This is a genomic window from Streptomyces sp. NPDC058796 (assembly GCF_042745235.1).
In the GTDB taxonomy this organism is placed as follows: Bacteria; Actinomycetota; Actinomycetes; order Streptomycetales; family Streptomycetaceae; genus Streptomyces.
The window spans coordinates 243,785-265,807 of record NZ_JBHYOP010000011.1; the positions used below are offsets into that span (position 1 = coordinate 243,785).

19 protein-coding genes are annotated in these 22,023 nt (G+C 73.3%); 6 read left to right on the forward strand and 13 right to left on the reverse strand.

Features of this window, described 5'->3' with window-relative positions; genetic code table 11:
• Positions 1 to 80: 80 nt before the first annotated feature.
• The 3 genes from ACFW47_RS27300 to ACFW47_RS27310 all read right to left on the reverse strand — a co-directional run bounded on the left by ACFW47_RS27300 (position 81) and on the right by ACFW47_RS27310 (position 4,248).
• A complete protein-coding gene (locus ACFW47_RS27300; protein ID WP_386285235.1) occupies positions 81 to 2,918 on the reverse strand; it encodes a beta-L-arabinofuranosidase domain-containing protein in 2,838 nt (945 codons plus the stop codon).
• 137 nt (positions 2,919 to 3,055) lie between these two features.
• Positions 3,056 to 3,751, reverse strand: a complete 696-nt coding sequence (locus ACFW47_RS27305) for an HAD family hydrolase (RefSeq protein ID WP_386285232.1) — start codon at positions 3,749 to 3,751, stop codon at positions 3,056 to 3,058.
• A gap of 20 nt (positions 3,752 to 3,771) precedes the next feature.
• Positions 3,772 to 4,248, reverse strand: coding sequence for an Lrp/AsnC family transcriptional regulator (locus tag ACFW47_RS27310; RefSeq protein ID WP_386285715.1), 477 nt, complete (start codon positions 4,246 to 4,248; stop codon positions 3,772 to 3,774).
• A 207-nt stretch (positions 4,249 to 4,455) separates the two neighbouring features.
• Between ACFW47_RS27310 and ACFW47_RS27315 the strand changes: the two genes are divergently transcribed.
• Both ACFW47_RS27315 and ACFW47_RS27320 read left to right on the forward strand, forming a co-directional pair.
• Entirely contained in the window at positions 4,456 to 5,946 is a 1,491-nt protein-coding gene (locus ACFW47_RS27315) for an FUSC family protein (RefSeq protein ID WP_386285230.1), read from the forward strand.
• A gap of 166 nt (positions 5,947 to 6,112) precedes the next feature.
• Positions 6,113 to 7,144, forward strand: a complete 1,032-nt coding sequence (locus tag ACFW47_RS27320; RefSeq protein WP_386285227.1) for a lactonase family protein — start codon at positions 6,113 to 6,115, stop codon at positions 7,142 to 7,144.
• Positions 7,145 to 7,645: 501 nt separating this feature from the next.
• Here ACFW47_RS27320 and ACFW47_RS27325 read toward each other — a convergent pair.
• The 5 genes from ACFW47_RS27325 to ACFW47_RS27345 all read right to left on the reverse strand — a co-directional run bounded on the left by ACFW47_RS27325 (position 7,646) and on the right by ACFW47_RS27345 (position 13,354).
• Entirely contained in the window at positions 7,646 to 8,569 is a 924-nt protein-coding gene (locus tag ACFW47_RS27325) for a sirohydrochlorin chelatase (RefSeq protein ID WP_386285225.1), read from the reverse strand.
• Between the two features lie 138 nt (positions 8,570 to 8,707).
• Positions 8,708 to 9,694: an N-acetylglucosamine kinase gene (locus tag ACFW47_RS27330; protein WP_386285222.1), complete on the reverse strand. Its 987-nt coding sequence runs from the start codon at positions 9,692 to 9,694 to the stop codon at positions 8,708 to 8,710.
• Positions 9,691 to 10,368: a uracil-DNA glycosylase gene (locus ACFW47_RS27335; protein WP_386285220.1), complete on the reverse strand. Its 678-nt coding sequence runs from the start codon at positions 10,366 to 10,368 to the stop codon at positions 9,691 to 9,693. The genes ACFW47_RS27330 and ACFW47_RS27335 overlap by 4 nt, the downstream gene beginning before the upstream one ends.
• Positions 10,369 to 10,437: 69 nt before the next feature.
• Entirely contained in the window at positions 10,438 to 11,592 is a 1,155-nt protein-coding gene (locus tag ACFW47_RS27340) for a WD40/YVTN/BNR-like repeat-containing protein (protein ID WP_386285218.1), read from the reverse strand.
• A gap of 79 nt (positions 11,593 to 11,671) precedes the next feature.
• Positions 11,672 to 13,354 carry an acyl-CoA dehydrogenase family protein gene (locus ACFW47_RS27345; protein ID WP_386285216.1) on the reverse strand — a complete coding sequence of 561 codons (1,683 nt, stop codon included), beginning with the start codon at positions 13,352 to 13,354 and terminating at the stop codon, positions 11,672 to 11,674.
• A gap of 130 nt (positions 13,355 to 13,484) precedes the next feature.
• On the opposite strand from ACFW47_RS27345, the gene ACFW47_RS27350 reads away from it, so the two are divergent.
• Entirely contained in the window at positions 13,485 to 14,237 is a 753-nt protein-coding gene (locus ACFW47_RS27350; RefSeq protein ID WP_386307446.1) for a PaaX family transcriptional regulator C-terminal domain-containing protein, read from the forward strand.
• 35 nt (positions 14,238 to 14,272) lie between these two features.
• Here the strand turns inward: ACFW47_RS27350 and ACFW47_RS27355 are convergent, their stop codons facing one another.
• Together ACFW47_RS27355 and ACFW47_RS27360 are read right to left on the reverse strand one after the other, a co-directional pair.
• Positions 14,273 to 15,076 (reverse strand): pectate lyase, encoded by an 804-nt coding sequence (locus ACFW47_RS27355; RefSeq protein WP_386285214.1) that lies wholly within the window; start codon positions 15,074 to 15,076, stop codon positions 14,273 to 14,275.
• 200 nt (positions 15,077 to 15,276) lie between these two features.
• Positions 15,277 to 16,356 carry an NADH:flavin oxidoreductase/NADH oxidase gene (locus ACFW47_RS27360; RefSeq protein ID WP_386285212.1) on the reverse strand — a complete coding sequence of 360 codons (1,080 nt, stop codon included), beginning with the start codon at positions 16,354 to 16,356 and terminating at the stop codon, positions 15,277 to 15,279.
• 153 nt (positions 16,357 to 16,509) lie between these two features.
• Here ACFW47_RS27360 and ACFW47_RS27365 point away from each other — a divergent pair, with 153 nt between their 5' ends.
• Entirely contained in the window at positions 16,510 to 16,872 is a 363-nt protein-coding gene (locus ACFW47_RS27365; RefSeq protein WP_386285210.1) for an ArsR/SmtB family transcription factor, read from the forward strand.
• A gap of 16 nt (positions 16,873 to 16,888) precedes the next feature.
• Here ACFW47_RS27365 and ACFW47_RS27370 read toward each other — a convergent pair whose 3' ends face one another.
• Positions 16,889 to 18,241, reverse strand: coding sequence for an FAD-dependent oxidoreductase (locus ACFW47_RS27370; protein ID WP_386307448.1), 1,353 nt, complete (start codon positions 18,239 to 18,241; stop codon positions 16,889 to 16,891).
• A gap of 219 nt (positions 18,242 to 18,460) precedes the next feature.
• On the opposite strand from ACFW47_RS27370, the gene ACFW47_RS27375 reads away from it, so the two are divergent.
• A complete protein-coding gene (locus ACFW47_RS27375; protein WP_386285208.1) occupies positions 18,461 to 18,916 on the forward strand; it encodes a DUF6214 family protein in 456 nt (151 codons plus the stop codon).
• 18 nt (positions 18,917 to 18,934) lie between these two features.
• Here ACFW47_RS27375 and ACFW47_RS27380 read toward each other — a convergent pair whose 3' ends face one another.
• A complete protein-coding gene (locus ACFW47_RS27380; protein WP_386285206.1) occupies positions 18,935 to 19,591 on the reverse strand; it encodes a DUF305 domain-containing protein in 657 nt (218 codons plus the stop codon).
• A 223-nt stretch (positions 19,592 to 19,814) separates the two neighbouring features.
• Here ACFW47_RS27380 and ACFW47_RS27385 point away from each other — a divergent pair, with 223 nt between their 5' ends.
• A complete protein-coding gene (locus tag ACFW47_RS27385) occupies positions 19,815 to 21,317 on the forward strand; it encodes an LVIVD repeat-containing protein (RefSeq protein ID WP_386307431.1) in 1,503 nt (500 codons plus the stop codon).
• Here ACFW47_RS27385 and ACFW47_RS27390 read toward each other — a convergent pair.
• On the reverse strand, positions 21,305 to 21,988 hold the full coding sequence (locus ACFW47_RS27390; protein ID WP_386285202.1) for a TetR/AcrR family transcriptional regulator: 684 nt from the start codon (positions 21,986 to 21,988) through the stop codon (positions 21,305 to 21,307). The genes ACFW47_RS27385 and ACFW47_RS27390 overlap by 13 nt on opposite strands.
• Positions 21,989 to 22,023 lie beyond the last annotated feature (35 nt).

A 22,023-nucleotide genomic window follows, 5' to 3' on the forward strand; every position in this document is an offset into this window, starting at 1 on the left:
GGACGCGGGCGGCGAACCGATCACTTCCCCGGGCAAAAAGACGGGGGAACTCGAGGACCTTGGGGAATGTCCCGCCCGGTTCAGTCCGCGTACGACGCCTTCCGCGCCGTACGCACCACCTGCTCTCCCTCCGCCCGCCCCAGCAGCCCGCCGTCCACCCACGCGTCCACCGTCGACCGCACGCGGGCAACCAGCTCACCCTTGGCGCGGAACGGCGCCCCGGCCCAGATCTCGTCGAGCAGTGTGGTGCCGTCCGACTTCGCGGGGTTGGCGACGCCCGAGTCGGTGCCACCGAACACCACCCGGGGTTCCGAGCGCCGGAAGTACGCGTGCGTCGGATCCTCGGTGCCCTCGGCGAAGGGCGCCCACTCGGTGCCGTCCAGCGTGTAGTGGAGCGGCCTGCCCGGCACGGGCGTGAACGTGGGCAACAGGTCGCCGGAGAGACCGGCGCCGCGGTACAGCCCGCACTCCAGGAGAGCGGTGGACGGGTCGCGGGCGACCAGGTTGACGGGGCCGAGGAACAGTGCCTGCAACGACGGGTCGTCCACCGCCTTCTCCACCCGCAGCCGGAAGGGCACCCGCACCCGCATGGTGTCGCCCCGCCGCCAGGTCCGGGACACGGTGAAGTAGCTGCCCGGAACCGGGGTCCCCGGCACGGTACGCCCGTTCACGGTGACCCGGAAACCGGCCGCGGCCCACGAAGGCACCCGCAGGCGCAGCGCGAACGCGGCGCTGCCGCCGCCGACGGTGAGGGTGCTGCCCTGCTCCCGGGGATACTCCGTGGTCTGGGTGATGGTCACGCCCCGCTCGGCCCAGGCCAGCGTGGAGCTGCTGTAGAGATTGACGTACAGGGCGCTGCCGTCGGCCGCCGCGAAGTAGACCGAGTCCTGGTACTTGGTGGCGCTCTCCATCCCGGTGCCCTCGCAGCAGGTGGTGCCCTGCTTGGGCGTGTAGTCGCGCACGTGGCCGGGCGTCAGCCCGACGAAGTAGGTGACGAGCGGCTTCTCCGCGTCGGGCCGGTCCTGCTTGGAACCGAGCACCTGGTTGTACAGCGCCCGCTCGTAGTAGTCCATGTACGCCGGGTCCTGGTCGTGGAAGAACAGCGTCCGGCTCAGCTTGAGCATGTTGTAGGCGCAGCAGCTCTCGGCGGTCGTGGCGCCAATGGTCCCCGCGATCACGTCCCGCGCCTTCCAGAACTCGCCGGCGCTGGTGCCGCCGATGGCGTACATGCGGTGCGGTACGACCATCCTCCAGAAGTTCCTCGCCGCGGTGAGGTAGCGCTCCTCGCCCGTCTCGTCGTACAGCCGCACCAGGCCGGTGAAGATCGGTATGTGCTGGTTGGCGTGGAGACCGTCGAGGACGTCGGTGTTCGCGGCGCAGGCGTCGATCAGCCGGTCGAGGTCGAAGAGCCGGGCCAGCGCGAGGTGCCGCGGGTCTTCGGTGACGGCGTGCAGGTCGCAGACCGCCTCGACGATGCCGCCGAACTCACCGCTGGAGAAGATCCCCCACATCCGCTGCAGCGTGGCCGCCGGCAGCACCGACAGCCGGGAGTGCATCCAGCCGCACATCCCGGACGCGAGGTCCAGTGCCCGGTCGTCACCGGTGGCGAGGTGGGCGTCCAGCAGACCCCGGAGGATCTTGTGCGCCGTGTAGTAGGGCGCCCAGACCCTCGTGTAGTCGCTGCCGGTCATCGACTCCAGCTCGATGAACTGCGTCTCCGGGTACGCCGCGAGGAACCCCGGGTGGCTGGGTCCGCCCCACGTGCGGCGCAAGGCGGCCGTCAGATCTCGGCCGGAGCCGTCCGCGAACGTGCCGCCGCCGGTCTCGTCGAAGGCGTACGACGCCAGGTCGCCCCGGCCCGCCGGGGAGTCGGCGGCGCGGACGTCACGCAGCGCGGCGATCTCCTCGGCACTCAGGGCGCGCGACCAGACATTGAACTCCTCGAAGGCGCCCGCGAAGACGGGGTCGGCGGGGTAGTGCGAGCGGCCCAGCCAGTGGTGGGCGAGGGGGCCGAGGGTCGCCGGGGTCAGTGTCATGGCGGTGTTGCGCGCCACCGCGGTGCCGTTGACGTAAAGGGTGCCGGTGCCGTTCGCGAGGGTCACGGCGAGGTGGCTCCACTCGTCGAGGGGCAGCGCGGCCGTGCCGTCGAGGCCCTGCTCGCCGCCGGCGCCGCCGTCCGTGATGGCGAAACGCGGCACGCCGTCCGCGTTGCGGGCGGCGAGGTAGAGGTAGCGGTGGGTGTCGTCGCCGAAATCGAGGACTCGGGCCCAGTCGCCGTCGTGGGTGGGCTTCACCCAGGCCGACAGGGTGATCGCGGGGGTGTCGCCGAGGACGCCCGCGGGGAGGTCGACGTACTGGTGGGAGCCCCGGACGTTCTCGGCGGCGGCGCCGAAGCGGCCCCGCGTGCTCAGCACCGCGGGGTCGCCGCGCAGCGCCTCGCGGACCTCGGCGAGGGCGCCGACCATGGTGGCGATCCGCTCGGCGAAGACCTGCTCGCCGGTGCTGCGGTACGCCTGGGACAGCATGGTCAGGAAGTGGCCCGTGTAGTGACCGCGCAGGTTCCCGTTGGCCTCGCCGTCCAGCCCCTCCCAGCCGCCCGGGGCGACGGCGCCGAGGGTGGACAGGCCGGCGTTGGCCCGGAAGACCTGGAGCAGCCGGTTCACGTCGTAACCGCGGGCGTGGTCCAGCATCAGCCGCCGCTTGTCGCTGAAGACGCCCCGGCCGAGCGTCACGTCCTCGAGTCCGAACGGCCGCACGGACCAGGCCGCCGGTGCCGCGGGGCGCGCGAGGGGCGCGGGCGGGGCCGGTGCCCGGGAGCCGGCACCGGGGCGGCCGGTCGCCGCGTGCGAGAGCGCGGGGGACCCGGCGGCGATCGCCGTGGCGAGCAGGAGGGTCCGCCGGGAGAGGGGCGCTGCCAATGTGCTCCTCGATTCTTGCGAGACGAATCGCTCGACATTGTTCGGTATGTCGAACGGCGTTCGAAAGGTCGCCCAGAAGATAGACAGGAGGCCGAGGGGCGTCAACGCTACCGGCGAGTACCGGGCGGCGGACGCGGTCAGGCGGCCCGCACCGCCCGCACGAGCCACTCGTACGCCGTGCGCGCGGAGAACTCCGACTGGCCGCCGCGCACCAGCAGTCCGGCGGTGGCGAACTCGGGGGCGTCGGCCTGCGCGGCGACGTACGGGATCGCGATGCAGCGCATCCCGGCCGCGTGCGCGGCGGCGGCACCGGGCGCGGCGTCCTCGAGGACCACGCAGTCGGCCGGGTCCGCGCCGAGCCTGCGGGCGGCCTCGAGGAAGACGTCCGGGGCCGGCTTGCCCCGCGCGACCTCGTCGGCCGAGACGACCGTGCGCAGCTGCGCGTCGAGCCCGGTGCGGAACAGGATCGCCTCGATGGCCTCGGGTGACGACCCCGACGCCACCGCCAGTGGCACCCCCTCGCCGGCCAGCAGCTCGACGAACTTCCGCATCTCGGGGTACGCGCGGGCGGACGTGCGGGCCAGCTCCAGATAGTGGCGGTTCTTGACGGCGAGCAGTTCCTCCACCGGGGCCCGCAGGCCGTAGCGCCGCTTCCAGTCGGCGACCGTCTCCTGGGTGCTGATGCCCACGTACTCCTCGTGGTCCGCCCAGGTGAAGCCGGCGACGCCGTACTCGGCGAGGGTCCGCCGGCCCGCCTCGTAGTAGTTCGGCTCGCTGTCCACGAGGGTTCCGTCGAGATCGAAGACGACCGAGATGCCGGCGAGAGTGCGCATGGGGTCCATGATGCCAAGGATCACTTCCGCGCCGAACGCCCGATCGACTCCACCAGGGGCAGCAGCCGGTGCGGGACGCGCTCGCGCAGGGCCACCTCGGTGCGGGTGCGCACCACCCCGGGCAGGCTGATCAGCTTCTGGACCACGTCCTCCAGGTGCGCGTTGTCGCGGGCCACGACCCGTGTCAGCAGGTCTCCGCCGCCGGTGGTGGAGAAGGCCTCGACGATCTCCGGCACGCCCGCCAGCGCCTCGCCCACATCGTCCAGGTGTCCCTGGGTGACCTCGATGTGCACGAAGGCGAGCACCGGGTGGCCCAGGGCGGCGGGGGAGAGGGACGGTGCGGTGCCGGTGATCACTCCGTCGCGCTCCAGACGGTCCAGACGGGCCTGGAGGGTTCCGCGGGCGATCCCGAGGACGCGGGCGTACTCGCGCACACTGGTGCGCGGCTGCTCCAGCAGCAGTCGCAGGATGCGGGTGTCCAGCTCGTCCACGGCCACGGCGTACGCGGTCTCCTTCATCGGCCATTGGCTCGTTCATGGCCGTAGGGGTGCTGTGATCACTGTACCAATGGCCCACTTCCGGGAGTGCCTGTTGAGCCACTGGTGGGAGGGATGCTCCTATAGGAGAGTCGATGGCGCTGCGGACTCCGCGGCGCCTTTTTCATGCCAGTGACTCGGGGCCAGTGTGCGAGGGGGCGGTAGGCAGTGCTGAAGAGGGTGTTCGTGAGCCCGGACCCGGGACGGTTCCGGCTGCGGTTCGCCGCGCGGGCCGTCCTCGGCATCGGACTGGCCGTCGTCGTCTGCGGCCTGGCCGGCACCTCCCTGATCGGTGCGGTCATCGGCGGGCTCGCCGCGCTGCTCGCGCTGTTCACCGTCACCGACGCCACCGTGCGCGGGCAGGCGGTCACCACCGCGCTCCTGCCGGTGGCGGGACTGCCCGTGCTCACCGCCGCGGCCGCGCTGCACGACCACCCCGTGGCACGGGACGTCACCTTCCTCGCCGTCGTCGGCGTGGGGGTGTACGCCCGGCGCTGGGGCCCGCGCGGACACAGCCTCGGCGTGTTCGCCTTCATGACCTTCTTCATCGCGCAGTTCCTGCACGCGACCACGGACCGGCTGCCCGAGATGTACGCCGCCGTCCTGCTCTCCGTGGCCACCGCCGCGGCGGTGCGCTTCGGCCTGTGGTGCTACGAGCGCCGGCTGCCCCCGCCCGCCGCCCCCGCACCTCCCGCGGGCACCGGACTCGCCCGCATCACCACCCGCCAGGCCGTCCAGGCCACCACGGGCGCCGGCTTCGCCCTGGTCGTCGGCCAGCTGGTGTCCGACCAGCGCTGGTACTGGGCGGTCGGCGCCACCTGGTGGGTCTTCGTCAACACCACCTCGCGCGGCGAGACCCTGGTCCGCGGCTTCCGCCGGGTCCTCGGCACGGTCGTCGGCATCGGCCTCGGCTTGCTGGTCGCCTTCCCGCTGGCCGGGGCCGCGGTGCCCACGGCCGTGCTCGCCGCCGCCTGCGTCTTCGGCATCTTCTACACGGCCGCGGTCTCCTACACCTGGATGATGCTCTGCGTCACCCTGCTCGCCGAGCTGCTCTACGGCCTGCTGGGCTTCCTCAGCCCCGGGCTGCTCGCCCTGCGGCTCGTCGAGACCGGCGTCGGGGCGCTCGGTGCCGCGCTGGCCGTGCTCTTCGTCCTCCCCGTCACCACGCACGCCGTGACGGACGCGTGGATCCAGCGCGCCCTGCGGTGCGTCCACGCCTGCACCGCCGAGGCCGCCGCCCGGCTCGCCGGGACCGAGGGCGCCGACCCCGCGCCGCGGGTGGCCGAACTGGAGCAGCTGCTCGGCCGGGTACGGCTGTCCCTCGCCCCCCTCGTGCACCCGCTGAACCCGATGCGCGGCCGCAAGCGCCGCGCCCGCCGCGTGCTCGCCCTGCTCGACGACTGCGCCCGGGAGATCCGCGGCCTGGTCGCCGTCGCCGCCGACCCGGAGGCCTCGCACGACGCCCGGCTCGCCGCCGCCTGCTGGCGTGTCGAGAGCGCGGTCGAGGCGCTCACCGGGGGTGGCTCCGTCCCCGCCCACGAGAACGGACCGCGGGCCGCCGAACCCGCGCTCGCCCACCTCCACGGCCTGGAACGCGCCCTGGCCGAACTCGCCGCGCCCCTGCGCGCCCCCTCGGGATCGCCGCTCGCCGGGACCTGAGCCGGCCGGCCCGCACCACCCGTTTGGTCTAGACCTCGACTGATCGACTGCTACCGTCGCCCCGGGGCAGACGATCAGTCGGCACGATCGTCCGGCACCCGGTGAGACGCCGGACGGACGGCGCGGGGCGGGACGGCGGCACGAGGCGAGGCGAGAGGGGCCACTGGTGACAGACGGCGAGATGCGACGGCGGGCATTCATCGGATCGTTCACGGCGGCCGGCGGGCCCGGCATCGTCACGGCGGTCGTCGCGCCCGACACCGGTGCGCTGACGGTCCTGAGCGGTACGGACCGCCTGGCCGACCCCTCCTACCTCGCCCTGGCCCCCGACGGCGCCACGCTCTACGCGGTCAGCGAGACGGCCGAGGGCTCGGTGGCCGCCTTCCACGTGACCGGGGACAAGCCCGAGCCCGCCGGCCGCCCGGTGCCCGTCGGCGGCGACGGCCCCACCCACCTCAGCCTCCACGCCGGGCACGTGCTGACCGCGAACTACGGCTCCGGCAGCGTCACCGCCGTTCCGGTGCGCTCCGACGGCACCCTTGCCCGGGCCGCGTCCGGCGTCCTGAAGCACACCGGCTCGGGCCCGCACGCCCAGCGCCAGCAGGGACCCCACGCCCACCAGGTGCGGCCCGACCCGAGCGGGCGGTGGGCCGTCAGCGTGGACCTCGGCACCGACTCGGTGCGGGTGTGCACCCTGACGGACGGCGCGCCCGCCGTGCACCGGGAGGTCGCCCTGCGCCCCGGTTCCGGCCCGCGCCACCTGGCCTTCCACCCCGACGGGACCCGCGCCTACGTGGTCAACGAACTGGCGCCCACCGTAACCGTCTGCCGCTGGGACGCCGCCGACGGCGCACTGCGGCCGCTCACCGAGGTGCCGGTGCTGCCCGGGGCCCCGGCCGGTGACGCCTACCCGTCGGGAATCGCGGTCTCGCCCGACGGCCGCTTCGTGTGGACCGCGACCCGGGGCGAGGACGTCCTGTCCGTCTTCGCGGTGGAGCCGGACGGACTGCGGCTGACCGCGACCGTGCCCTGCGGCGGGCACTGGCCGCGGGAGATCGCCGAGTCGGGCGGCTTCCTGTACGCGGCCAATGAACGCTCGGGCGACGTGACCTGGTTCGCCCTGGCCCCCGAGACCGGGGTGCCCCGCCGCGCCGGCTCCCTCGCGCTGCCGGCGGCGTCCTGCGTCGTCTTCGGCTGACGCGCGCCGACGCGGCACGGGCTGAGTGGCCGGGACCGGCGGTCGACAGTGCGGAGGTCCTGTGCCGCCGGCCGGGCCGGGGACGCCTTCTGCCGGGGCTTGCGGCTCTCGGGGCCCGTCGGCTCTGTCGGTGGTGCGGCTTGTCGCGCGGGCGTCGGAGTCGGTCGGCGGTGGTCAGCCGTTCCGCGGGTTCCGGCCGGGACGCCTGGGCCCGGTCCCGTCTCGTCCTTTGCGAGGCCGGGACGGGTGCCGGTGACGCGACCGGCCGTCGTGTGCCGTCATGGCCGGCCTGCGACGGCTCGTCGTTCCGGGTGTTCGGGGCCGGGCCGTGCGCACCTCGCCCCCGGCCCGGAGAGCTGCCTGCGGACGGTCCCGCGAGTCCCGCACGGAGGCAGGCGCCGGCCGGACGGCGAAAGGGCCCGCTCCGTCGCCGGAGCGGGCCCTTCGTCCTTCGTGTCCAGTGCGTCCCGCGTGTCTCGCGTGTCTCGCGCGCCGTGCGCGTCAGCGCACCGGCGCGCCCTGCGGCTGCTGCGGCGAGATGCCGAGCGCCGTCGTGTACTTGGCCAGCGTCAGCTTGCCGATCGCCGGGTAGGGGCCGAGGGGCTCGGCGGTGGAGCAGCCCGCCTCCTTGGCCGCCTCCTCCAGCAGCGACGCCTCGATCTCCGGGCCGATCAGGTACGGCGCGAGCGCCAGCTGCTGGGAGCCCGAGGAGCGCAGCTGCTCGGCCACGGACGCGATCGAGCCCTCCTCGTCCAGGGCCGCCGCCATCACCGGCACGGCGAGGCGCGCGGCGAGCAGCATGCCGGTGATCCCGGCCGCCTGTACGGCCTCGTCACCGCCCACGGAGGCCAGGATGATGCCGTCCGCGGCCGTCGCCACCGTGAACAGACGGGCGCGGTCGGCACGGGCCAGACCCGCCTCGGAGAGCCGCACGTGCAGCGCTTCGGCCAGCAGCGGGTGCGGGCCGAGCACATCGGTCAGCTCGGCCGCGACCTTGCTGTCCATCACGGCCTGGCGGATGCGGCGCAGCAGCGCGCCGTCCGGGCCGGCGAGCAGCGGCACGACGACGGCGACGGGGCCCTCGGGCTCCTTCACCTCCAGGCCGGCGGCGACCGCCTGCTCGTAGCGGGCGGTGCGCTCCTCGGCGGCCCGCGCGAGGACGGTCGTCAGGGTGAGGAACTCCTCGTCGTCCCCGTCGAGCCAGCCGATCCGGGCGTCGAGGCCGGGAAGTTCGGAACGGGCGATGCTGGTGACCTCGTCCGCGAGGCCCCGGGTGGCGCTGCTGGGCGTCCCCGGAACCGCGAGGACGAGCGCCGGCGCGCCCTCGGGAGCCACCAGGGGTTCGGGACGGCGGTGCCGTCCGGGCTGGCGGGGGCGCGGCATTCGTACTGGCAGGCCGGACGCGGGCCCAGTGGGGGAGCTCATGGCGCCGCATGTTACTGGTTTCCCGGGTTTCCCTGTTCGGGGAGGGTGCAGGTGAGCGGTATCCGTCCGGTTTTGTCTGAAGAGTGATGTACGGATCGGCCGACATCGGCACGATTCACCTCGCCGGAGCAGCGATTCTCAGCCGTCCGGGCCAGTCGTCACCCACAGCATTCTGTCGTCACCCGGAAGGGTGAACGAGCCGGTCGCGAGGTCGTTGGCGATCCGCACCGAGCCGTGCAGCGGATCACCTTCGGCCGCCGTCCGCCGCGCGTGCGGCAGCCGCTTCGCCAGCTCTTCCTCCAGCGGTACGACAAGGGGGTCGCCCAGCTTCAGCAGACCGCCGGTGACGGCGACCCGGGGCTCGCCCCCGGGCGGGCACACGGCGGCGGCCGAGTCGGCCATGTGCCGGGCGGCGGCCCGCAGGACGCCCGCGGCGACGGGGTCGCCGACCGCGCACGCGGCCACCTCCGGCGCGAAGGAGGCGAGGACGGCGGGACGGTCGGTGCGCGGATACACCCGGCCGGGCAGCCCCGTCACCGGCCCGAACCGCTCCTCGGCCCGGGCCAGCAGCGGCGCGGAGCCGCCCTCGCGCCCGTCGTGGGCGCGCAGTGCCGCCTCCAGGCCGGCCCGGCCGATCCAGGCGCCGCCGCCGCAGTCGCCCAGCAGGTGCCCCCAGCCGTCCGCCCGGCGCCAGCGGGTCAGGTCGGTGCCGGTCGCGATCAGGCCGGTACCGGCGGCCACCACGGCGCCGGCCCGCGGCCCGAGGGCACCGACGTAGGCGGTGACGGCGTCCGCGACCAGCGCGACCGTCCGCACCCCCAGCTCACGGGCCAGCGCACCCGGCAGCTCGGCGCGCAGCGCGTCGCCGAGGGTGGCCAGTCCGGCGGCCCCGACGACGACGGTGCCGAGCCGGTCCACCCCGGCCTCCTCGCTCAACTCCCTCGCCATGGGCAGCAACTGCGCCAGCAGGTGACCGGGATCGATGCCCCGGGCACCGGTGCGGACCGGCTCCCGCGACGCGCGCCGCCCGGACACCCGCGGACCGTCCACGTCGGCACCTGCCGTGCCGAGGACGATCCGCAGACCCGAGCCGCCGGAGTCGACGGCGAGGAAGCCGGCGCTCACGGCAGGCGCCAGTCGACCGGCTGACCTCCCAGGCGGACCAGCAGGTCGTTGGCCCGGCTGAACGGACGGGAGCCGAAGAAACCCCGGTCGGCCGACATCGGGGACGGGTGCGCGGACTCCACCGAGGGCAGGTCGCCGAGCAGCGGGCGCAGATTGCGGGCGTCGCGGCCCCACAGGATGGACACCATCGGCTTGCCGCGCGCCGCCAGCGCCCGTATCGCCTGCTCGGTGACCTCCTCCCAGCCCTTGCCGCGGTGGGCGGCGGGCTTGCGCGGGGCCGTGGTGAGCGCCCTGTTGAGCAGCAGCACACCCTGCCGGGTCCACGGGGTCAGGTCGCCGCTGGAGGGCTGCGGGAGGCCGAGGTCGGTGTTCAGCTCCCGGAAGATGTTGACGAGGCTGCCGGGCAGCGGGCGCACCTCGGGCGCGACCGAGAACGACAGCCCCACCGCGTGTCCGGGGGTCGGGTAGGGGTCCTGACCGACGATCAGGACCCGGACGTCGTCGAAGGGCTGCTGGAAGGCCCGCAGTACGTTCGCGCCGGCGGGGAGATAGGTGCGTCCGGCGGCTATCTCCGCGCGCAGGAACTCACCCATCGAGGTGATCCGCCCGGCGACGGGTTCCAGGGCCTTCGCCCAGCCGGCTTCGACGATCTCATGCAAGGGTCGTGGTGCCACGGGCGTCACCCTACTGCCGTACGGGTGACGCCGATCAACCGGTGGCCGAGGCCGGTCCCCCGGTCCGGTTCAACCGACGACCGCGGCCCGCACGCACAGCACGTCCGGCAGGTGGGAGGCCAGCTGCCGCCAGCTGTCGCCGTCGTCGTCCGACGCGAACACCTCGCCGTTGCGGTTGCCGAAGTAGACGCCGGCCCGTTCCGCGTCGTCGGTGCACAGCGCGTCCCGCAGCACCGTGCCGTAGTGGTCCTCCTGCGGCAGTCCCGACGAGAGCGGCTCCCAGCTCCTGCCCGCGTCGTCCGTGCGGAAGACCCGGCAGCGGCGGTCCGCCGGGACCCGGTCCGCGTCGGCGTTGATCGGGAAGACGTAGGCGGTGTCCCCGCGGTGCGGATGGGCGGCCACCGCGAAACCGAATGTGGACGGCAGCCCCTCCCCGATGTCCGTCCAGTGCCCCCCGGCGTCGTCGCTGCGGTACACACCCCAGTGGTTCTGCAGGTACAGCCGGTCCGGGGCCGCCGCGTCCCGCGCCACCTTGTGCACACACTGGCCGAACTCCGGGTTCGGGTCCGGCAGGAAGACCGCGGAGACACCGGAGTTGGACGGCGCCCAGCTCGCGCCGCCGTCCGTCGTGCGGAACACGCCGGCGGTCGAGACGGCGACCGTGACGGACTCGGGGTCCCGGGCGTCGGTGAGGACGGTGTGCAGCCCCTCGCCACCGCCGCCCGGCACCCACTGCGACCGTGTGGGGTGCTCCCACAGGGGCCGGACCAGCTCGAAGCTCTCCCCCCGGTCCTCCGAGCGGTACAGCGCGGCCGGTTCCGTGCCCGCGTAGACCACGTCCGGTTCGGCGGCGGCGGGGTGCAGCTGCCACACCCGCTCCAGTGACGCGCCGGTCTCCTTGGGGAACTTGACCGCCGGCTGCGCCGGCTCCGTCCAGGTCCGTCCCAGGTCGTCGGAGTGGAACACCGACGGACCCCAGTGCGCGCTGTCGCCGCCGGCCAGCAGGCGCGGGGTGCCGCCGCGGGTGTCGAGGGCGACCGAGTAGACGGCCTGCGCGTTGAAGTAGGGACTCTCGTCGAACTCCCAGGTGCCACCCCGCCGGCGCCCGATGAACAGGCCCTTGCGGGTGCCCACGGCGAGCAGTACCTCGGTCATGCCGATCACCTCCGCGGCGTCCTCGTCGACGCCTTCGTCTCGGACACGGGCCAGTCTGCACCCCGGCACTGACAGTCACCCCCGGAAAGCCTTCCGGCGCAGGTCAGCGCGGTGATGTCGCAGTCCGCGGAGGTTCTCGGCGCGACCGTCAGTCCTGCTGCGGCAGCGCCCGCGCCAGGATGCCGCCGAGGTCGGCCCCGGACGGCAGCGTGCCGAAGGCGTGCCCCCAGTCGCCGCCGAGCCGGCTCGCGCAGAACGCGTCGGCGACGGCGGGCGGGGCGTGCCGGACCAGGAGGGAAGCCTGGAGGGTGAGGGCCATCAGCTCCACCAGGCGGCGGGCACCCGTCTCGGACGCCTCGGCCAGCTCCGCCTCCAGTCGGGCCACGGCCGCGTCCAGCCGGGCGTCGGCCCCGCGGGCGAGGGCGAGTTCGTCGAAGAGGGCGTGCGCGGCGGCGGGGGAGCGGCCGAGCGCCCGCAGCACGTCGAGGGCGTTGACGTTCCCCGAGCCCTCCCAGATCGACAGCAGCGGAGCCTCGCGGTAGTGGCGGGGCATGCCCGACTCCTCCACGTAGCCGTTGCCGCCCAGGCACTCCAGGGCCTCCGCGGTGAACGCCGGTCCCCGCTTGGTCACCCAGTACTTGCCGACGGCGGTGGCGATCCGCCGGAAAGCCGCCTCACCCGCGTCCCCGCGCACGGCCCGGTCCGCGGCGCCCGCCAGCCGCAGTGTGAGCGTCGTCGCGGCCTCCGACTCCAGCGCAAGGTCGGCCAGGACGTTGCGCATCAGCGGCTGGTCGAGCAGCCGGGCACCGAACGCGCTGCGGTGCCGTACGTGATGTCCGGCCTCGACCAGCGTCTTGCGCATCAGCGTCGCCGACGCCATGACGCAGTCCAGCCGGGTGCAGTTGACCATCTCGATGATCGTCCTGACGCCCTGTCCCTCCGGCCCGACCAGCCAGGCCACCGTCCCGTCGAACTCGGGCTCGGAGGAGGCGTTGGACCGGTTGCCGAGCTTGTCCTTCAGCCGCTGGACGCGGAAGGTGTTGCGGATGCCGTCGGGCAGCACGCGCGGCACCAGGAAGCACGACAGGCCCCCGGGGGCCTGGGCCAGCACCAGGAACACGTCGCTCATGGGCGCCGACGTGAACCACTTGTGCCCGCGCAGCGTGTACACCCCCGACTCGGCGGTCGGGGTGGCCGCCGTGGTGTTGGTGCGGACGTCGGATCCGCCCTGCTTCTCCGTCATCCCCATGCCGGCCAGCAGGCCCCGCTTCCCGGTCGGGGTGCGCAGTCCCGGCTCGTACTCCCGGCTGGTCAGCAGCGGCTCGTAGACCTTCGCCAGCTCCGGCTCGGCGCGCAGCGCGGGAACGGCGGCGTAGGTCATCGACGTGGGACACCCGTGACCCGCCTCGGTGTGCCCCCAGACCAGCCCGCCGGCGGTCCGGGCGACGTGCGCGCCCGGCCGGTCGTCCGCCCAGGCGGAGCCGGCCAGACCCTCGCCGACGGCCACCCGCATCAGATGGTGCCAGCTCGGGTGGTACTCGACCTCGTCGATCCGGTTGCCGTACCGGTCGTGGGTGCGCAGCACCGGTTCGTGACGGTTGGCCAGGTCGCCCCACTCCTGCGCCTGGGCGCTCCCGGCCCGCAGGCCGAGCCGCCGCAGCTCCGCCTCGGCCCACCCGGCGCCCTCCCGGCGCAGCCCCTCCAGCAGGGCCGCGTCCTCGCAGGCGTCGTAGGGAGCCAGGGGAGGGGGCTGGTTGGTGACGTCGTGCGTGGCGTACCCCTGAGGGCGGCCCGCCGACTCCCCGTACGGGCCCTGCGCGAGTGTCGTCATGACGCCGAGTGTTGCACTGTCGCTGCGGTCGCAGCAATAGTGCAACACCGCGAACGCGCGTAGAGTACGTCTCCATGTGGAGGGACGACCGGTACGTGCTCGGGGAGATGTGCGACGCGTGCCCACGCCCATGAACGTGCCCGTGCCGTCCGACGGGCCCGCGCTGCGCCCGCTGTCCGCGCGGTCGGTGGTCCTGAGCCTCCTCCTGGGGGCGCATCCCCCCGAACTGCCGGCCCGGGAACTGGTGCGGCTGGTGGAGGGCTTCGGCGTCGGCGGGTCCACCGCGCGCGCCGCGCTCAGCCGGATGGCCGCCGCCGGTGACCTGCGGCGCACGGACACCGGTTACCGCCTCAGTGAGCGGCTGCTGGAACGCCAGCGGCGCCAGGACGAGGCCGTACGCCCGCGCACGCGCACGTGGGAGGGCGACTGGGAGATGGTCGTCGTCACCGCGACGGGACGCGGCGCGGCCGAACGCGCCGATCTGCGGGCCCGGCTGACCGCCCTGCGCCTGGCCGAACTCCGGGAGGGCGTGTGGCTGCGCCCCGCCAACCTGTGCCGCACGCTCCCCGCCGAGCTGGACCGGGTGGCCGAGCGCCACGCCTCGCGCCCCGCCCGTCCGGCCCGCGACCTGGCGGCCGACCTGTGGCCGCTGGACGCCTGGTCCACCACGGCCAGGGCGCTGCTCGACCGGGTCGGCCGGGCCCGGCGGCCGGCCGACCGGCTCACCGCCTTCGCGGCCGTCGTGCGCCATCTGCTCGCCGACCCGGTCCTGCCCCCCGAACTCCTCCCGTCCGACTGGCCGGGAACGGCCCTGCGGGAGGCCTACGCGCAGTACCAGCGGGAGCAGACCGGACAGGTCCGGGCGCGGGGCACCCGGACCTGAAACGGTGGCGGAACCGTCCGCCGGTCACCTGCGCGTCACTGGTAGGTGATGTCCGACGACCCGTACCTGCAGTGGGTGCCGTCGGGGCCCGAGCCGTTCGAGTCCGGCTCGTCGCCGTCGTCATTGCCGATGTACTTCTGGCACGGGACGATCTTCCGGTCGTCGTCCCCGACGACGGTGATGTCGCGCAGCGTGGCGCTGTCGCCGTAGTTGGTGTTGATGCCGGCGATCCGGCTGCCCTTCCAGCTCACCTCGATCGAGTCGAGGTTGATGGTCCGCTTGTACTGCGTCGAGCAGTTGCCGCAGGAGCGGACGAAGGTGCCGAAGTTCTTCACGGCGAAGTCCGACACGTTGAGCGTCCCGGCGCCGTTGAACTGGAAGACCTTGTCACTGGCCTCCTTCGCGCCGCCGCCGGTGACCGTGTAGACGTTCGACGACGAGGAGCCGCGGAAGGTCGCCGCGTCCTCGCCGACGTCCTCCCACCAGACGTTCTGCAGGGTGCAGCTGCCCTTGCAGTGGATGCCGTCGGCGGCCGGGGCGCCGATGATCACGTTCTTGAGGACGGCGCCGGGAGCCAGTTCCAGGATCGGTCCCTGGTCCTCGTCCTGGCCGCCGGAGCCGAGGTCGCCGGTGCCGTAGAGGCGCTTCATCCCGTAGTCCTTGGTGCCGGAGACCGGGACGGTGGCGGAGACGCCCTCGCTGCCGTTGGGCGTCGGCCAGGTGGCGGCCTGTGCCGGGGAGGCTCCGGAAGTCATGAGCATGCCAACCGAGAGTCCGAGTGCGGCCAGTGCGCCGGTCGTGGCGCGCCGCCGCCCGCGGGGGTGTGCCGCAGCAGTCATGTTCGGGTCCCTTCCGTCAGGGGAGTGGGGGTGGAACGGAACATGTACGTGGACGCTGTGCGTGGTGCTGCTCGCTGCCGCGCGGACGCGATGGGGCAGGCGTGGGGCCTTGCCGGCCATCGCGTCCACAGCGGTCATGCTGATGAACGGACCGTAGGGGGTAAGCGCTTTCTAGTCAACGCCTGGCGCGTCGTTCCGCCTCACACGGCCCACCCGTACTGGTCCGGCATCCGGACCGCGTCGCCCAGCTCCCGCGCCGCGTGCTGCGCCCACGACGGCTCACGCAGCAGCTCGCGGCCCAGCAGTACCGCGTCGGCCTCGCCGTTGGCCAGGACCTTCTCGGCCTGCCCGGCGTCGGTGATCAGGCCGACGGCGGCGACCGGCAGCGTGGTCCCGGCCTTGACGCGCTCGGCGAACGGCACCTGGTATCCGGGGCCGGTGGGGATCCGGACGCGCGGGGCGTTGCCGCCCGTGGAGACGTCGAGGAGGTCGATGCCGTGGGCCTGGAGGTCGCGGGCGAAGCGGACGGTGTCCTCGGGCGTCCAGCCGCCCTCCTCGAGCCAGTCGGTCGCCGAGATCCGGAAGAACAGCGGCTTGTCGTCCGGCCACACCGCCCGTACGGCGTCGACGACCTCGAGGGCGAAGCGGGTGCGGTTCTCGTACGAGCCGCCGTAGGCGTCGGTGCGGTGGTTGGAGAGCGGCGACAGGAACTCGTGGATCAGGTAGCCGTGGGCGCCGTGGATCTCGACGATCTCGAAACCGGCGGCGAGGGCCCGGCGGGCCGCGTCCGCGAACTGCCCGACAATCTCCTGGAGCTGCGCGGAGGTCAGCTCGGTCGGCACCGGGTGGCGGTCGTCGAAGGCCAGCGCGCTCGGCGCCACCGGCTGCCAGCCGTGCGCGTCCGCGCCCACGGGCGCCCCGCCCTTCCAGGGCTGCGCGGTCGAGGCCTTGCGGCCCGCGTGGGCCAGCTGGATAGCCGGCACCGTCCCCTGTGAGCGCAGGAAGTCCGTGATCCGCCGGAAGGCCTCGGTCTGGGTGTCGTTCCACAGGCCCAGGTCCTGCGGGGAGATCCGGCCCTCGGGCGACACGCCGGTGGCCTCGACGACGATCAGCCCGGTGCCGCCGACCGCGCGGGCGCCGTAGTGCGCGAAGTGCCAGTCGCCCGGGACGCCCGCCAGGGGGCCTTCCGGCGCGGCGGAGTACTGGCACATCGGGGACATCCAGACCCGGTTGGGAATCGTGGTGTCGCGCAGCTGGAGGGGCTGGAAGAGGGCGCTCATGGCGGGCTGCTCCCTTGGTCGGGGCGGAAGGAACGGTCGTACGATAACCCTCGTAGTACGGTGAGTGTCAAACTACGGCACCCTTCGTACAATGGAGCCTTCGTCGGAGCCCTGCCGGACAGCGGGCCCCTCCCCGGAACAACTGGAGCCGCCGTGACCCCCGCCGCCCCCGCCGCCGGCACCCGCGATCTGCCCCACCCGGCGCGCGACGACATCCGGCTGGAAGGAGTGCTGCACGCGCTCTCCGATCCGATGCGGCTGCGGATCGTGCGGGAACTCGCCGCCGACAGCGAGGCGCTCCTCTCCTGCTCCCACTTCGTCCTGCCGGTGACGAAGTCCACGACCACACACCACTTCCGGGTGCTGCGGGAGAGCGGGGTGATCCGGCAGACCTACCGGGGTACGGCCAAGATGAACGGCCTGCGCAGGGACGACCTGGACGCCCTCTTTCCGGGGCTGCTGGACGCTCTGCTGGCGGCGGCGGCCCGTCAGGCCGCCCGCCTCGGCACCGGCTGACGGAGTCCGCGAGGAGCTATCGGCCCGCCGCCCCGCGCGCCGCCGCCAGCAGCGAGTCCCAGTCGGGCAGCTTCACGACGTGCCGCCCCAGTGACGCGCCCAGTTCCGCCTCGGCCCGCTCGACGCCCCGCCAGCCGCTCCACTCGACCGGCTCGACGCCTTCGGCGCGCAGCGGTCCGAGGGGATCTCCCGTGGGGAGGTCCCGCCGTACGAGTGCGGGTGCGTCCGCCAGCAGGGACGTCGCCGTCTCCTTCGCGCAGGGCCGGTTGGTGCCGATGACCCCCGTCGCGCCCCGCTTGATCCAGCCGGCCACGTACTCGCCGGGAGCGACGGCACCCGCGCGCAGGACGCGCCCCGCCCGGTGCGGCACCGTGCCGCTCGCCGCGTCGAACGGCAGTCCTTCCAGCGGCACTCCGCGGTAGCCCACCGACCGCAGCACCAGCCCGGCCCCGATCTCCTCGTAGGACCCGGTGCCGGTCACTCCGCCGCGCCCGTCCGGCCGGGTCCGCTCGAAGCGCACGGCGCCCACCCGGCCGTCGGCGCCCGCGGTCAGCCCGACCGGGCGCAGGAAGAAGCGCACACGGAGCCGGCGGGCGGCGTCCGGGGCGGGCCGGCCGGCCCAGCCGCGCAGCACCTCCACGTTGCGGCGCTGCGTGCCGGGCAGCCCCGAGGGGTCCCGGAACGCCGGGTCCAGCGCCAGCTCGGCCGGCTCCACCAGCACGGCGGTGTCCGGCACGGCGCCCAGCTCGCGCAGCTCCTTGGTGGTGAAGCGGGCCTGCGAGGGCCCCCGGCGGCCCACCATGTGCACGTCGGTCACGCACCCGGCGGCGAGCGTGTCCAGCGCGGCCTGCGGAATGTCGGTGCCGCGCAGCTCCGCCGCCCCGCGCACCAGCATCCGCGCCACGTCGACGGCGACGTTGCCCACCCCGATCACCACCGCCGACCGCACGTCGCGCAGGAAGCCGACGTCCACAGCGTCCGGATGGGCGCTGTACCAGGACACGAACTCGGTCGCCGACCAGCTCCCCGGCAGGTCCTCGCCGGGGATGCCCATTCGCCGGTCGGTGGCGGCGCCCACGCAGTACACCACCGCGTGGTAGAGCTCCCGCAGCCGGGCGGTCGGTACTCCGCCGGGGCCGACCGGGACCGCGCCGAGGAACCGCACCCGCTCGTGCTCCAGCACCGTACGCAGGGCGTTCTGCAGTGACTTGATCTTCTCGTGGTCGGGGGCCACGCCGTACCGCACCAGCCCGTACGGGCACGGCAGCCGGTCCAGGACGTCGACGCGCACCTCCTGGTCGAGCTGGACGAGGCTCTGCGCGGTATAGCACCCGCTCGGTCCCGAGCCGACGACGGCGACACGCAGCACGGCGAACTCCTTGTCCGGGGCGGAGTCAGGTCGCTGGGCCTCCAGCATCCCACCGCCCTCGCTGCGCTGACAGGGTGCTGCGCCCGGTGAACGGCGCCACTTCCGCGCGTGTTCCATTCGTATGGAATGTGATCATGAGGTTACGTTCTGTGTATGCTCGACGCATCCTTCGTTGATCGTTCTCTTCAGCTTTCCGATCGCTGTCCGGACGACGGCGAGATGTCCGTGCGGCAGGCCTGGGTGGTGCGCGAGGGTTCCGCCGCCGCCGCGTGGTTCGACGTCCGGCTCACCTTCGCCGACGGCGCCCGGCTGGAGGCGCTCGCCGTGCTGTCCGGTCGGGGGGTGCGGGTCGAGGACGTGCGGGCCCGGCCGCCGCTGTCCCTCGACGACCTGGCCGTACTCGCCGAGTGGCTGGAGCATCCGCTGTTCGACGCCTGTGTGCCGGCCGGTTCCGCAACGGCGTCGCCCGGTTCGCGGCGCGCCCGTCCCGCCTGGCCGGGCGGCAGGGAGGGGCGCCGGCTCGTCGCGCGGGAGTACCGGGCGGCCCGGGAGGAGGGCGGCGACCCGGTCCTCGCGGTGATGCGCGCGACCGGGCACAGCCGGCGGAGGTCGCTCAGGCTGATCGGCCAGGCGCGCGACGACGGCTTCCTGGCCCCGCGCCGAGCGCGTCGCTGACCGACCGCGGACAGGCCGTCACAGCATCCCGCGCATCCGTGAGATCTCGCTCGTCTGCTGGGCCACCACGTCGTCGGCCATCTCCTCGATCCGCACGTTGTTGCCCTGCGACTTGACGTCGGTCGCCATGCTGATCGCACCCTCGTGGTGAGTGATCATCAGCGTCAGGAAGAGCTGGTCGAAGGCCTCGCCCCGGGCTTCGCGCAGCTTCTCCAGCTGCGCCTCGGTCGCCATGCCCGGCATCGCGGCGTGGTCGTGCCCGCCGCCCTTCTCCTTCTCGCCGTGGGTCTTCAGCCAGCCCCTCATCGCCTCGATCTCCGGGCCCTGGGCCGCGGAGATCCGTTCGGCGAGCTTCTTGACCTGGCCGGAGGCGGCCTGCTCCGGCACCAGTTCGGTCATCTCCAAGGCCTGGGCGTGGTGCTGGATCATCATCCGCGCGTAGGAGACGTCCGCCGAGTTGGGGGAGTCGTCGTCGGCGCGCTGCTTCTGGGCCTCCTCGGCGGACAGGGTCCGGTTGTCACCGCCCGGCTCGCCCGGGGCGATCACCGAGGGGCCGGCCGCGTCCGCCTTCCCTCCGTCGGCGCCGGACTCGCAGGCCCCGAGCCCGAGTACGGCCAGCGCCGTCAGTGCGGCCGTGACGAGCGACGCGCGGGTCGACGCGGAGCGGAAGGACACAACGACCTCCTGTGGCTTGTTCGTCCCCCTGGGGCAGGGGCGTGGAGCGCCTCGTGCGGCGGAGCACCTCGTGAGTGCGATGACCGTCTTAGCACGCTTCCGCGTGTCACTGATCAAAAAACTTCATCACGAGCCTGTTGCCCCCTGTTGGTATGAGCATGGCGAAGACGATACTGCGGTGGTGCGTGAACCGTTCCGTCGGAACGGACGTAGGGAGGAAACAGTGATCCTGTCGAACGACCCGCGAACGCGGCGCAGACGCCTGGGAGTCGCGGCGGCCGCCGCCGGTCTCCTGTCCGCGCTGCTCACGGCCGGTCCCGCCGTGGCGACCCCCGACCCCGGGGACGGCCCGGCGAAGTCGAAGGAGGTGTCCAAGAGCGCGCGCGCCGAAGTGCGCGACGCCATCGAGGGCGGCGAGATACCCGGCGTGGACCAGACAGTCCACTCCGACAACATCGAGCACCTGGCCAACATCCCCAAGGACGCGCTGCCCGGCACCAATTCGGACCTGGCCTTCCAGGGCCGGTACGCCTTCGCCGGCAACTACGACGGTTTCCGCATCTTCGACATCAGCAACCCGAAGAAGCCGAAGACCGTCGCCCAGGTGCTGTGCCCCGGCTCGCAGAACGACATCTCCGTCTCCGGCGACCTGCTGTTCCTGTCGACCGACTCCTCGCGCAGCGACAGCAGTTGCAACAGCACCACGCAGCCGGCGACCGAGAAGTCCTCCTGGGAGGGCATGAAGGTCTTCGACATCAGCGACAAGCGGAACCCGAAGTACGTGGCGGCCGTCGAGACCGCCTGCGGTTCCCACACCCACACGCTGGTGCCCGAGCGCAGGAACGTCTACATCTACGTCTCCTCGTACTCGCCGAACGCCGCGTACCCGGACTGCCAGCCTCCGCACGACGGCATCTCCGTCATCAAGGTGCCTCGCAAGGCGCCCGAGCGGGCGGCCGTCGTCAACTTCCCGGTGCTGTTCCCCGGTGAGGGACCCGACGGCGGCGGCAACCCGGGCGGGCCGACCAACCCGGGCGTCTCCAAGACCACCGGCTGCCACGACATCACCGTCCTGCCCTCGAAGGACCTCGCGGCGGGCGCCTGCATGGGCGACGGCATCCTGTTCTCCATCAGGGACCCCGAGCGCCCGAAGGTCATCGACCGCGTCCAGGACAACGTCAACTTCGCGTTCTGGCACTCGGCGACCTTCAACCAGAAGGCGGACAAGGTGGTCTTCACCGACGAGCTGGGCGGCGGCGGCGCCGCCACCTGCAACGCGGAGATCGGCCCGAACCGCGGCGCCGACGGCATCTACGACATCGTCGGCCGGGGAGACCACCGCGAGCTGGTCTTCCGCAGCTACTTCAAGATCCCCCGCCACCAGGCGGACACGGAGAACTGCGTCGCCCACAACGGCTCGCTGATCCCGGTCAAGGGCCGCGACATCATGGTCCAGGCCTGGTACCAGGGCGGCGTCTCCGTCTGGGAGTTCACCGACTCGAAGCGCCCGAAGGAGATCGCCTACTTCGAGCGCGGCCCGCTGAGCACGGAGACCATCTCCACCGGAGGCTCGTGGTCGGCGTACTACTACAACGGCTACATCTACTCGAACGACATCGCCAAGGGCTTCGACGTCCTCAAGCTCAGCGACCGGCGCACCGACCCGGCCAAGCGGGTCCACCTGCGTGAGCTCAACACGCAGACGCAGCCGGACTACTTCGACTGAGCCGGCCGGCCGGGTCCACCGGTCGCGAAGAACCGCGACAGGTCCGTGTCGCACACAGTCCCGCCGGGCGCCCCGGCGTCCGGCGGGACACCCAGCTCCCATTCCAGCCGGTAGCGCTTGAACAACTCGGCGCGCAGCACCGGCACGGGCATCGGCACCCCCGGCACCAGGGCGGCGAACACGGCTCCCATCAGCAGCGCCCGCAGCATCGGGTAGTCCCGGTCGACGTCCCGCGAGCCGTGCCGGGCCACGGTGTCCCGCAACAGCTCGGCCAGCCGCCGCTGCTCCGGGCACGGCACGAAACCCACCTCGGCCTGGAGCAGGCCCGCCATGTGCTGGCGCATGAGCACGGGCCGGTCACGGGCGAGACCCAGGACCGCGTCGATGGCCCGCGCCATCCGCTCCGGCCCCTCGCCGGTGCGCGGCTCGCGCTCCAGGGCCTCCTCCAGAGTGCGGTGCATCAGCCGGTGCACGGCGGACTGCACGAGCTGCCGCTTGCCGGGGAAGTAGTAGGAGACCAGACCGCGGGCCGAACCGGCCCGGTCGGCGATGGCACCCAGCGTGGTCGCCTCGTACCCGTGCTCACCCACCAGCTCCACCGCGGCCTGCAGAAGCCGCTCCTTCGAACGCCTCCGCAACTCTTCATTGACCGAGGCGCTGCGCGGGGACATCCTGTACTCCTGCGTTGACTGGCTGCCAGCCAACT

Bases quoted from the DNA above. Each gene is read 5' to 3' on its own strand.
- ACFW47_RS27360 (WP_386285212.1), bottom strand. From the start codon at position 16,356: ATGAGCGCCCTCTTCCAGCCCCTCCAGCTGCGCGACACCACGATTCCC.
- ACFW47_RS27390 (WP_386285202.1), bottom strand. From the start codon at position 21,988: ATGTCCCCGCGCAGCGCCTCGGTCAATGAAGAGTTGCGGAGGCGTTCG.
- ACFW47_RS27325 (WP_386285225.1), bottom strand. From the start codon at position 8,569: ATGAGCTCCCCCACTGGGCCCGCGTCCGGCCTGCCAGTACGAATGCCG.
- ACFW47_RS27305 (WP_386285232.1), bottom strand. From the start codon at position 3,751: ATGCGCACTCTCGCCGGCATCTCGGTCGTCTTCGATCTCGACGGAACC.
- ACFW47_RS27355 (WP_386285214.1), bottom strand. From the start codon at position 15,076: ATGACTGCTGCGGCACACCCCCGCGGGCGGCGGCGCGCCACGACCGGC.
- ACFW47_RS27375 (WP_386285208.1), top strand. From the start codon at position 18,461: ATGTCCGTGCGGCAGGCCTGGGTGGTGCGCGAGGGTTCCGCCGCCGCC.
- ACFW47_RS27350 (WP_386307446.1), top strand. From the start codon at position 13,485: ATGAACGTGCCCGTGCCGTCCGACGGGCCCGCGCTGCGCCCGCTGTCC.
- ACFW47_RS27345 (WP_386285216.1), bottom strand. From the start codon at position 13,354: ATGACGACACTCGCGCAGGGCCCGTACGGGGAGTCGGCGGGCCGCCCT.